Here is a 12064-nt window from a genome sequence, read left to right as displayed (position 1 = left end):
CTCCAATCAGGGGAAAAGCGGTTCGCCTTCCAGGGACAACGCTTCCGGCCAACCCATCCGCACATTCAGATTTTGTACCGCCTGTCCGGCAGCCCCCTTGACCAGGTTATCAATCACTGAAACCACCGTGATCCGTCCCGTCCGTTGATCCACGGCCACCCCGAGATCGCAATAATTGGAACCGTAGACCTCCTTGGTCGCGGGAAACTGCCCGAGCGGGCGAACCCGCACAAACCGGGCATCTTCATAATAAGAACGATACAGCTGGTGCACCTTCTCAGCGCTCAACCCCCGGCGGGGGGTGGCATAGATGGTGCACATCATGCCGCGGGTCATCGGAATCAGGTGCGTGAGAAAGGAGATCTGCACTGGCTCGCCGGCCAGTTGGCTGGCAAAACGTTCAATCTCCGGGATGTGCTGGTGCTTGTTGACCCGGTACACCTTCAGATTTTCATTTACCTCGCTGAAGGAGTGGGTCAAATTGCTGCTGCGCCCTGCGCCGGAAACGCCGGATTTGGCGTCCACGATCACCGACTGCGTCTCGATGAGCCCTTCTTGCAACAGCGGCGCCAACCCCAAAAGGGTCGCCGTCGGATAACACCCCGGGTTGGCAATCAGATCGGCCGTGCGCACCGCATCCCGGTACAACTCCGTCAAACCGTAAACCGCCTTTTCCAGCAGTGAGGCGGGGGCCGGCGTTTTTCCGTACCACTCTTCATAATCAGCCGGCTTTGCAAGACGCAAATCACCGGAGAGGTCAATCACTTTCAATCCCGCCTCGACCAACTGCGGCGTCACTTGCGCGCTGACGCCGCTGGGCGTCGCCAAAAACACCCATTCCGCGCACGCGGCCACCGCCTGGACAGCAAACTTTTTCACCCATTGCTCTTTGCCGATATGCGGAAAAATGGCCGAAATCGGCTGATCCGCCTGCGAATGGGCAAACAAATGAATTTCCTCGATCTCCGGATGACGCTGCAACAAACGGTACAGCTCTGCGCCGCCATAGCCGCTGGCCCCCACGATGGCAACCTGCATCCCCGCATCTCCTCTCCTCAAGATTCTTCTCCGCCGTTTGCTGCCGAAAAACGTCTTGCATCATTATACAAAGACGTGAATAAAAATACAATAGGCACCCCACTAGGAGGGGTGCTCTTCTGTCAACGGGCCTCGTTTGCCCATCTGCATCCGCAAATAGGCGTCAATAAACAGATCGATCTCCCCGTCCATCACCGCCTGGACATTGCCGGTCTCTACCTGGGTCCGGTGATCCTTGACCATGCTGTAGGGGTGAAACACATAGGAGCGAATCTGGCTCCCCCAGCCGATTTCCTTCTGTTCACCGCGAAGAGCGGCCAACTCTTTTTCCTGTTCCTCACGCTTTTTTTCATAGAGCCGGGCTTTGAGGATCTTCATCGCCCGTTCGCGGTTCTGGATTTGGGATCGCTCGGACTGGCAGGTCACCACAATGCCCGTCGGGATGTGAAGAATCCGCACCGCCGAATCGGTGGTGTTGACGTGCTGGCCACCTGCCCCGCTGGAGCGGAAAACGTCGATTTTCAGGTCTTCGGGGTTGATGGTCACCTCAATATCATCCTCCAGCTCCGGCATCACGTTGCAGGAGACAAAGGAGGTGTGGCGCCTGCCGGAGGAATCAAAAGGGGAGATGCGCACCAGTCGGTGCACGCCTTTTTCCGCCTTGAGATAACCGTAAGCGTTGTGCCCCTTGATCAGCAGCGTGACGCTTTTCACCCCGGCCTCCTCGCCAGGCAGGTAGTCCAGCGTCTCCACCTGGTATCCATGATCTTCCGCCCAGCGGGTATACATCCGGAGCAGCATGCTGGCCCAATCCTGCGATTCGGTGCCTCCCGCCCCGGGATGCAGTTCCAGAATCGCGTTGTTTTTGTCATATGGGTCGCTCAGCAACAATTGCAACTCAAACCGTTCCAGCGCTTTCTGCAGTTCCTTCTTTCCTTGGGACAGCTCCGGGATAAGGCTCTCATCTTTCTCCTCTTCGGCCAACTCCAGCAACACCTGCAGGTCTTCCAACCGCTTCTCAAGGTTCTGTAAGGTCTCCACCTGACCTTTCAGCGCCTTGCTCTCCTGCAGCACTTTTTGCGCCTTCTCCTGGTCCTCCCAAAATTCCGGAGCTGCCATCAGCTTTTCCAGTTCCGCAATCCGCTCCTCCTTGGCAGGGAGGTCAAAGAGACCCCCTCATTTCGGCAATCCGATGGGCTGTCTGTTGGAGCTGTTGGCGTATTTCTCCAAACGTCATCTTCTCATCCCTTTCTCACCTGATCATGTTCAGCTGTTTATGTCCAGCGGAAGATGAGCGGCATCCATGAGCGCCATATTCTTTCTTATGAAGCGCCGCAGCAATGCTTGTACTTTTTCCCGCTCCCGCACGGGCAGGGCTGGTTGCGCCCGATCTTGGGCCCGACACGGATCGGCTGCCGCTTCGGCGGCTGGCCGTCCGTTCCCGTCCCTGCCGCCGGGACCGCATCCGGCGACACCGGCTGCGCCACCGCCACCGCTTCCCGCCGCACATTCTGCGTCACTTCGGACTTCATGATCTGCTGCACCGTCGACTCTTCGATCCGGCGGATCATCTCCTCAAACATGGCAAATCCTTCAAACTGGTACTCCCGCAACGGATCGTTCTGGGCATAACCGCGCAGGTGGATGCCCTGGCGCAGCTGATCCATGGCATCCATGTGCTCCATCCACTGGGTATCCACCGTGCGGAGCAGCACCACTTTTTCAAACTCCCGCATCAGCGACTCGCCCAGTTCCTGCTCCTTCTCATCGTACTGCGCACGCACCTCTGACAGGAGCATCTCGCGAATCTCCGGCTCCTCCTTGCGCTTCAGGGAATCCGGGCTCAGGCGCCCGGGCTTGAGAAAGAGCCGTTCCGCCTCGGAGACGAGTCCTTGCAGATCCCAGTCCTCCGGCACCTCACTGGCCGGACAGTACCTCTCCAGCAATCGGGAAATGACCGCATCCGCCATCTTGAGAATCACATCTTTCAGCGACTCCCGCTCCAGCACCTCCCGGCGCTGTTTGTAAATCACTTCCCGCTGCTGGTTGATCACGTCATCATATTGCAGGACCAGGCGGCGCTGTTCAAAGTTGTTGGCCTCCATCCGCTTTTGCGCCGACTCGATGGCCCGGGTCACCATCCGGCTCTCAATCGGCTCATCCTCATCCAGGCCGAGGCGACCCATCATCGACTTGATGGTGTCAGAGCCAAACTTGCGCATCAGGTCATCCTCGAGCGAGAGAAAAAACTGCGAAGAGCCGGGATCACCCTGACGTCCCGCCCGTCCTCGCAACTGGTTGTCTATCCGGCGGCTCTCATGCCGTTCTGTTCCCAGGATATGGAGCCCTCCGAGTTCCGCCACCCCATCTCCCAGTTTGATGTCCGTCCCCCGCCCGGCCATGTTGGTGGCGATCGTCACCGCGCCTTTCTCTCCGGCCCGCGCAATGATCGCCGCTTCCTGGGCATGGTACTTGGCATTCAACACCTGATGGGGAATTCCTTCGCGCTTGAGCATCTGGGAAAGGCGCTCCGAGTTTTCAATCGAGGTGGTTCCCACCAGCACCGGCTGCCCCTTGCGGTGCCGCCGGACGATCTCCTTGACCACCGCCCGGAACTTGGCGGCCTCGGTCTGGAAAACCACGTCCGGCAGATCTTCCCGGATCATCGGCTTGTTGGTGGGGATCACCACCACATCCAGCCCGTAGATCTTCCGGAATTCTTCTTCCTCCGTCTTGGCCGTTCCGGTCATCCCGGCCAGCTTGCGGTACATCCGGAAGTAGTTCTGATAGGTGATCGTGGCCAACGTCATGCTTTCCCGCTTGACCTGCAGGCCCTCCTTGGCCTCAATCGCCTGGTGCAGCCCGTCGCTGTAACGGCGCCCCGGCATCATCCGGCCGGTAAACTCGTCCACAATCACCACTTCGCCTTCCACCACCACGTAGTCCCGATCCCGCTTCATCAATTCCTTGGCCTTGAGGGCCTGTGTAATGTGGTGGTTGTAGAGCATGTTTTCGTTGCTGTAAAGGTTGTCGATGCCGAAAAACCGCTCCACCCGGTCGGCGCCGGTCTCGCTGAGCATCACCGAATGGGCCTTTTCATCCACGGTATAATCTTCATCCCGCTTCAGCTGCTTGGCCAGACGGGCGGCGGCATAATACAGGTCGGTCGGCTTGGCTGCCTGCCCGGAGATGATCAGCGGCGTCCGCGCTTCGTCGATCAGGATGCTGTCCACCTCGTCGACAATCGCAAAGGCCAGCGGCCGCTGAACGATCTGTTCTTTATACAGGACCATGTTGTCCCGCAAGTAATCAAAGCCGAATTCGTTGTTGGTTCCATACGTAATGTCAGCCGCATAGGCCGCCTGTTTCTCTTCCGGACTCATATCGTGAAGGTTCAGGCCCACCGAGAGGCCCAAAAACCTGTAGACCTGTCCCATCTGCTCACTGTCACGCTGTGCCAGGTATTCGTTCACGGTGACAACGTGCACGCCTTCTCCTGTAAGCGCATTGAGGTAGGCAGGCATGGTGGCCACGAGCGTTTTCCCTTCGCCGGTCTTCATCTCCGCGATCTTCCCCTGGTGCAGGACGATCCCGCCCATCAGCTGCACGTCAAAGGGGCGCATCCCAAGCACCCGGCTTGCTGCTTCCCGGACGACGGCAAACGCCTCCGGCAGGAGCTGATCAAGCGTCTCTCCCTTCGCCAGCCGCTCCCTGAACTCGTCCGTCTTCGCCCGCAATTCCTCATCCCGCAAAGAGCGCATTTCGCTCTCCAGGCGGTTGATTTTCTCCACCACCTTGGCCAGACGCTTCACTTCGCGTGCGTTTGAATCAAACCACCTCAAAGGATCATCTCCTTAATCTGCGTTCCACGATCCGCGTTTTACAACCTGCGTTCATCCGAATCAATCATGCATCTGAAGGTGCCTATCCATTTTCATTCAATTGCCATCAAAACGGCCATTCAGACGTTCCATCGCGATTACCACAAAAAAAAGTATATCAAAATCCCCGTGGCCTGGCCAATGATCAAGCCGATTTTAATCGATGCCATAAGATGTCTGCCCATCCCATGAATGTAAATGATTATTGTCATTTTGACAACTTTATTTGACAAGATGACAAGAATATATTACATTCCTGAACGAGGAGGGAAAAGAATGGAACTGTTTAACCGGGTCAAGGAATTGCGCGCCAGGTTCAACATGACCCAAACGGACCTGGCGAAAGCCATCGGCGTCTCCCGGCAGACCATCAGCTTGATCGAACGGGGCGATTACGCACCATCGGTCGTCCTCGCATTGAAAATGGCCGAAGTGTTTCAAGAACCGGTAGAAGCCATTTTCTCCTTAAAAAAAGATTCGGGAAAGGAGCGAACCACTTGAAAAAAAGAACTTTCCTCTCTCTTATCGCAGGCAGTGTCAGCGGATTTATTCTCGCGTTTACAGCGCTTTACGCCAGAGATCTTTCTGCCGGGATTCTCATCGAGCAATATTTCTTTCTATTTCCATATGACTGGTTGTATCTGCTCATCGGCATGGCTGTTCTGATCGGTATCATCCTATCACGCTCTTTCCTCACCCAGGCCAAGCGGGATCTGGAGCGATCTGGGGAAATTCCAGAATTCCTGGAAAAACTGACGGGCAAAGCGCTCATCTCCGCTTCCCTCAGTAGTTGTGGCGCAACCATTTGGCTGATCATTGCCTTGGCTCAGCTGTTTACCTTCGACGAACCTTTCTTCTGGTTGCTGGTCAACGTAACTCTTTCTCTTTTCATGCTCCTACTGAGCCAGTGGCTTTTACGCCAATGCATCAATCTATTTAACCTGGTTTATCCCGAGCGCAAATTTCAGTTTGACATGTCCAGTCAGGAGTACTTTGAGAAGCTGGACGAAGCGGAAAAATATATTGCTTATCATTCAGCCTTTCAAGCATTCAAGTCGATGGATATGATGCTTCTGTTGTCCTTGGGCATCCTGGTGGTTTACGCCATCTTCGTCCAGTTTGCCCTTTTCCCAATGCTGCTCCTCTCTGCTTTGTGGATTCTCCAAAAGGGGATCTACTTCCGGGAAACCATGAAATTCTACCGGGCCGAATGAACCGGCACCCTTTTCTGAAAAACGCGCACGCAAAAAGGACCGCCTGCCCATCGTCAGACGGTCCTTTGTTGATCCTCTGGTCTTGATCCTGTCATCATCCCGTTTCCCATCACGCCTCCGTTTCGATCAGGCCGTATTTTCCGTCATCGCGCTTGTATACCACGCTCACCTGGCCCGTCTCCGCATTGGAAAAAACGAAAAAATCATGCCCGAGCAAATCCATCTGCAGGATCGCTTCTTCCACATCCATGGGCTTGAGATTAAACCGTTTGGTGCGGACAATTTCATATGGCTGTGACTCCTGTTCCTCCTCGCCACGCGAGAACAACGCCGTGCTGGGAACGGCCGCCACCTGACGTGCCTTGCGATTGACACGTGTCTTGTACTTGCGGACCTGGCGCTCCAGTTTGTCTGCAGCCAGATCGATCGCCGCGTACATATCCTGGTGTCTCACTTCTGCCCGCAACAAAAGGTTGGGAACCGGCACGGTCACTTCCACCACATGCTGATTGCGAACGATGCGCATCGTCACCTGGGCCATCTGATCATCAGGGATGTCATCAAAATACTTTTCCAGACGGCTCAACTTTTTCTCGGCATATTCTTGCAGAGCCGGGGTCACTTCCACGTTGTCTCCACGGACAATATACCTCATTTCCCATCCTGGTTCGTCAAACCCACCTGAATCCCACTTCAGGCAGGGACCCCTTCGAACCAGGCGTTCACCTCCTTCCAAGTTTAGGGATCTAGGCCCGGGGGTCCCACCCGGAGCGTCCGCGTGTTTCCTTCGGGCTTGCCCGCTCGGACGTTCGGAGCCGGTGCGGCCGGCCCGCAAGGCGAAGGAAACCGAAAGAAAGGCGAGACCCAAGCCGCCACGGACGCCGCCCTGTGAGGGCGCCTGCCGGGTTTGTCCGACACCCGGCTAAACGGCGTTACCGAAAGGCAAAGGCCAATCTTCGAAGCGTTCGCCACACGGAGGCAAACGAGGTCTGCTGCCATAGCGCAAGGCCGTTATGGCGTTCAAGTTGTTCTTCAAGTTTGAGCAAGTCCACCTTCCGCGCGTGGCCGCTCCCCGCCTTTCGGGTCATCCGGGTTCCTTCCACAGGTGCGGAAGAGCCCTTTAGGCGTTCCACGATCGCGCGGCGGAGACTTTGCGGAATTTGCTCTCGGAATCCTAGCGCTCTGCGACCGATCACCAGCGCTGCTGCCTCATGCACCGTAACGCCAAAACGCTTGCGATATTTGTACCAACCGATCGTCGACGTAAATTCCGGACGCACGAAGCGGACAAGGACGCCTTCTTTCTGCGCCCGGCGAAAGATGGCCTCAAGCACCTTCTCGTGCGGAAAGTTCGACGCCATCCGGTTGAAGGTCCGGTCTGTATCCATCCGCCCCTGGGCAAACGCCAGGTTCTCTAAGGCGATCGGCTTCCCCAGCGCCTTGGCCATATCTACGATCACTCTCCCCAGGGTGCCGATGAGATACGTCCGCCGATTCCCGCGGGCATGGGCAAGTTCTGGAACCCGAAGATAGAAAAACCCGTGAGGTTTGAGAAGGATCTGGAACTCGCCATCGTACTTGCCAAGGTTCTTCGGAAATGGTACGGCTAATTCTTCAGGCCAAGGTTCCGGGTTCCCATCGCGCCCTACGTTTGCCACGGCCAGCCCGTCGGGGTTAGTGTCAATGCCTAGAAAACCCCGCAATGTCTCTGTCGTCGGCATGGGCGCAGAAAGGGAAAACGTGATGTGCGCCCGGTAGCGGCCGTCCGGCCCGCGCTTGAGTTCCACTGTATACGGAATCTTCTCGGTCAGCACACGGCGGAGAAGTTCTCGGTGCTTCCCCGACACCCAAAGGCGGCCTTCGACCCGCGGGGCCCGCGTCATCTTCGGGCGGTCGAGGCGGTCCGTGCCGACCTGCTCGGATCGATGCGAGAGCGTGACGGACAGGCGAAAATCCATTCCGTCGTCAGTGATCTTCAGGTTCGGGTTCCCGCCCTTGGTGCGGTCTCCGCGGGCGTAGAGCACGTTCCTCCGCGCCGCACGCCACGCTTCCCGGGGAACCTTCTTCCGCGACACCTTCCGCCAGAGCTTCCGCCCGCCGAAGATCACCTTGGGAACGGTGCCGTTTTGCTCATGCATCTTGAGTTCCCGGAGCTTCTTTTCCAAAGCGGACACACGATAGCGGCGACCCTGTACGGCAATCGCAAGACGCCGGCGTTCTTCCACGGCGACGCCCTTCTTTTCGGCGCGGCGAAGCTTCTTCTCCGCCCAGGAAAGCTTCCGCCGGGCGCGGGAGAGTTTTGTCTCCGTCTCCTCGATGCGCCGGGCAAGCAGAGTCTTCTGGGATTCGAGGATGCCCTGCGCCTGGAGCCGGGCATCATCAACGTAGCGGGAATTCAGGCCGAAGAGAGCCTGCCCCTGCTTTTTGATCGCTTCCCGAGAAACGCCTTCCTGGAGCCGGTTAAACGCCCAGCGCACACATGCCGAAAAAAGGCGCATCTCCGTCTCCAGGGGCGTTTCATTCCCGAGGCTCCACGTTTCCGAATACTCCGGGATCGTTTCCGAGAAAAATTCCCCCACCACGGTGAAAGGGATCTCGTTCTGCTTCACGAGCATGTTTGATCAACTCCTGAACGCCTTGCCGAACTTTCCGCCCGCCTCGCGCGCCGTACAGCCGGGCCGAAAAAGACGTCATGATGGGCCAGAAGTCCTGTACAAGTTCAGTCTTGACCTCACTCTTTTCGGCCATTTTGAGCACCCGATCCAGGCCCCGACGCTTCTGGTTAAGACCAGAGGCCACGTGGAATGTTCGGCCACTACCCGATAACCTTTCTCCCCGGCATAAGCCCGCAACCTTCCAACTGACGCTCCAAATTTCCCGCATCCGCCTGTTTCTTTATGGATAAAAGTTCCGTGCCCCTCATGCTTCTATATTAGCAAAACAATTAGCAAAACAGTACGATTCAGTGAATGATAGTGCATTTATCTGTAGCTGCTTCAATCCTCCCATCCTCGCCCAGACACAACTGTGTGTATGATAGTTATTCCATGTGAAAGGGAAAAAATCCTGCCGCTTCAACAAATTTTCATTCTTGCACCATGAACCAACAAATGCTATTCTTAAATTCGCAGAGTGACCAAAAAACTAATTTAGTCAATTAGTTTTGAGGGAGGTGATCATCATCAACCGCAAACAAAGCATCCTGGAAGCAGCAAAACAGTCTTTTGCCCTCTTCGGGTATAAAGGCACCACCATGGATCACGTGGCCACAGCGGCCAAGGTAGGAAAGGGGACCATCTATACCTTTTTCAAAAATAAAGAAGAGCTCCTTCATGCCGTCATCGAGGAGGTGGTGCAGGAGATGAGCCAGCTGTTGCAAAAAACGGTGGACCCGAACCGCTCCTTTTTTGACAACCTGCACCACACCTTGATCCAGATTCTGGATTATCGCCGCAATCACCCGTTGCTGCAGCGGCTTTTCCTGGAAGCGCGGGAACTGGGAGGAGCGACTATCCAGCTGGCTGTGGAACTGATCGAGCAACACAACCTGCAATTCATCCAAAGCCACATCGAACGAGCCATCGAAAAAGGCGAACTAAAGCCGTGCCCTCCGGAAATCACCGCCTTTGTGATGATCAAACTGTATGTGGCCCTCTCTTTTGAATGGGAAAAAAAGCACCCGCCGCTTGCCAAGGAAGAACTGGCCGAGCTGTTCCGGCTTTATCTGGCGGAAGGCTTGGCCCCATCCGCCCCGCCTGGTCAGGCAACCTGACAGGATTTGTCCACTGAACCGCTGAAGCAAAACGGGGAATTTCGAGGAGGAATGCCGATGCTTCCAGCCTTTTTCCAAGAAGTCCTCTCGCTTGTCAAAGACAAAAAGGTTCTCGTCTCTGTGCTGGTCCTCCTGCTGATACCTGTCCTGTACAGCGCCACTTTTCTCTGGGCTTTCTGGGACCCGTACAACAAGATGGACCGTTTGCCGGTGGCGGTGGTCAACCTGGACGAAGGAGCCGTTCAGGACGGGAAAAAAGTCAATCTCGGCGCGGAACTGGTGGAAAAATTGCGGGACAACCAGTCCTTCAACTGGCGGTTTGTCAATCTGGAAGAGGCCCAAAAAGGGCTGGAAGAAAACCGCTATTACATGATGGTGCAAATCCCGCCGGATTTTTCCCGTGATGCAGCCACAGCGGTGAAGGAGCATCCGGATGCGCCCAAATTGGTCTACATGCCCAACGAAAGCTTCAACTTTCTCGCGGCCCAAATCGGTGAAACGGCTGTCCGGAAGATCAAGGAAGAAGTGTCCAAAAGCATCCGCGAGGAATATGTCACCCTGCTCCTGGATGGCTTTGACAAGATGGCGGACGGCCTGAAACAAGCCGGCCGGGGCGCGCATGAACTGCACCAGGGCACCCGGGAAATCGAAGCGGGTGTGGATTCGCTGGAACAACACCTGCAGCACGCTGCCGAAGGTTCCAAGTCGTTAAAGGAAGGGTCCGAAGCGCTGACCGCTGCCTATGGACAAATTCACCAAGGCATTCAGGAGACGCACAAGGGGACAAAACAGCTTGCCGAGGGAACAGCGCAACTGCAGGAAGGAACAACCCGTCTGCTGGATGGCGCCAGGAAATCGCAGGCCGGGATGACGCAATTGGAACAACAACTGGGCCAGGCATCGCAAGGCATCGACCAACTGGAAAAGAGCAGCCGGCAACTGACACAGGGCATGATGTTGCTGGCCAAGCAACACCCGGAACTGGCCAATGATCCGGCATTCACCGCGTTATACCAGGGCAGCCAATCCCTCCATGACGGCATTCAGGAACTGGCCGCCGCCGCACGGCAACTGGCCAAAGGCGCCGACCAGTTGGCCGATGGGCAAGCGCAATTGGCCGATGGCATCGAACAATTCCACGGCCATTTTAGAAATCTTGATGCCGGTGTCCGTCAACTGCTGCAAGGCGAAGAACAGCTTTTGCAAGGCAGCGGAAAATTCCAGGAAAGCCTCACCCGCTTCAAAGACGGGGCAAGTGAACTGGCAGACGGCAGCAGCCGGCTCCAGCAAGGCGCCCGTTCCCTGCACGAAGGCATGCAACAGCTGGCAGAAGGATCAGGCACGCTGAGCAAAAAGCTGAGCGAGGCCAGTGAGGAAACCTCCAATGTCAAAAACCATCCGGAAAACCGGACGATGATTGCCGACCCGGTGCAAATGGACATTGAGAAGATCCATGAAGTGCCGAACTACGGAACGGGGTTTACCCCATACTTTCTCTCACTCGGCCTTTATGTCGGCGCATTGATCCTTTCGATCATCCTGCCGCTGCGCGATCCGGCCACCTTTCCCCGTTCAGGAAGCAGCTGGTTTTTTAGCAAGTTCTTGCTGTGTCTCCTGATCGGCCTGCTGCAAGCCGTGATCGCCGACCTGGTTCTGTTGTACGGGTTGGGCGTGCCGGTGCAGAGCGTACCCAAATTCTTTTTCTTTACGGCCATCACCAGCCTTTGCTTCGTCACGCTGATACAATTTCTGGTCACGACACTGGATCAGCCGGGACGTTTTTTGGCCATCCTGATCCTCATCCTGCAACTGACATCCAGTGCCGGAACCTTCCCGCTGGAAGTGATTCCACAGGCCTTGCAACAAATATATGCCTGGCTGCCCATGAGTTATTCGGTCGCCGGGTTCAAGGCCGTCATCTCCAGCGGCAACGATGCACTCATGTGGAACAACGTCAAGGTCCTGCTGCTTTTCACCGCAGGAGCGGGACTTGCCACCTGGATGTTTTTTGTCTACCTGTACCGGCGCCAGAAGAAAAGGTTTGCAAAACACGAAGCAGGAGAACTGGCCAGTTAAGCAGGAAAATGGCTGCACAAACTTTCGACCGGCACGTCGTATCGCATGATTGTTCAGAAGTAAACAAAGAAGCCTGTAGACGA

Annotated in this window: 10 protein-coding genes; 5 read left to right on the top strand and 5 right to left on the bottom strand. The window is 56.0% G+C overall.

All coding sequences use genetic code 11. The features are described from left to right. Nucleotides 1–6: 6 nt before the first annotated feature. The 3 genes from BAA01_14275 to secA form a co-directional block, all read right to left on the bottom strand. Entirely contained in the window at nucleotides 7–1038 is a 1032-nt protein-coding gene (locus BAA01_14275) for an N-acetyl-gamma-glutamyl-phosphate reductase (GenBank protein OUM88793.1), read from the bottom strand. 102 nt (nucleotides 1039–1140) lie between these two features. After that, nucleotides 1141–2157, bottom strand: a complete 1017-nt coding sequence (locus tag BAA01_14270) for a peptide chain release factor 2 (protein ID OUM88792.1) — start codon at nucleotides 2155–2157, stop codon at nucleotides 1141–1143. 203 nt (nucleotides 2158–2360) lie between these two features. Continuing rightward, the gene (gene secA / locus BAA01_14265; protein OUM88791.1) at nucleotides 2361–4880 is read right to left on the bottom strand and encodes a preprotein translocase subunit SecA; all 2520 of its coding nucleotides are present in this window, start codon (nucleotides 4878–4880) and stop codon (nucleotides 2361–2363) included. A 315-nt stretch (nucleotides 4881–5195) separates the two neighbouring features. Between secA and BAA01_14260 the strand changes: the two genes are divergently transcribed. Together BAA01_14260 and BAA01_14255 are read left to right on the top strand one after the other, a co-directional pair. Next, complete coding sequence (locus tag BAA01_14260) at nucleotides 5196–5420, top strand: transcriptional regulator (protein OUM88790.1); 225 nt, start codon at nucleotides 5196–5198, stop codon at nucleotides 5418–5420. Next, nucleotides 5417–6133, top strand: coding sequence for a hypothetical protein (locus BAA01_14255; GenBank protein ID OUM88789.1), 717 nt, complete (start codon nucleotides 5417–5419; stop codon nucleotides 6131–6133). The genes BAA01_14260 and BAA01_14255 overlap by 4 nt, the downstream gene beginning before the upstream one ends. A gap of 109 nt (nucleotides 6134–6242) precedes the next feature. Here BAA01_14255 and BAA01_14250 read toward each other — a convergent pair whose 3' ends face one another. Further along, nucleotides 6243–6788, bottom strand: coding sequence for a ribosomal subunit interface protein (locus BAA01_14250; GenBank protein ID OUM88788.1), 546 nt, complete (start codon nucleotides 6786–6788; stop codon nucleotides 6243–6245). A gap of 277 nt (nucleotides 6789–7065) precedes the next feature. Then, nucleotides 7066–8748, bottom strand: coding sequence for a transposase (locus BAA01_14245; protein OUM88787.1), 1683 nt, complete (start codon nucleotides 8746–8748; stop codon nucleotides 7066–7068). Between BAA01_14245 and BAA01_14240 the strand changes: the two genes are divergently transcribed. The 3 genes from BAA01_14240 (at nucleotide 8747) to BAA01_14230 (ending at nucleotide 11981) form a co-directional block, all read left to right on the top strand. Continuing rightward, on the top strand, nucleotides 8747–8959 hold the full coding sequence (locus tag BAA01_14240) for a hypothetical protein (protein OUM88786.1): 213 nt from the start codon (nucleotides 8747–8749) through the stop codon (nucleotides 8957–8959). The two genes, BAA01_14245 and BAA01_14240, sit on opposite strands and share 2 nt — an antisense overlap. Nucleotides 8960–9308: 349 nt before the next feature. Continuing rightward, on the top strand, nucleotides 9309–9905 hold the full coding sequence (locus tag BAA01_14235; protein OUM88840.1) for a TetR family transcriptional regulator: 597 nt from the start codon (nucleotides 9309–9311) through the stop codon (nucleotides 9903–9905). A gap of 51 nt (nucleotides 9906–9956) precedes the next feature. After that, a complete protein-coding gene (locus tag BAA01_14230; GenBank protein ID OUM88785.1) occupies nucleotides 9957–11981 on the top strand; it encodes a hypothetical protein in 2025 nt (674 codons plus the stop codon). The last annotated feature ends 83 nt before the right edge of the window (nucleotides 11982–12064 follow it).

The organism is Bacillus thermozeamaize (assembly GCA_002159075.1).
GTDB lineage: Bacteria > Bacillota > Bacilli > ZCTH02-B2 > ZCTH02-B2 > Bacillus_BB > Bacillus_BB thermozeamaize.
Note: the sequence above shows the minus strand (reverse complement) of the source record. Positions and strands in the feature narration are given on the sequence as shown.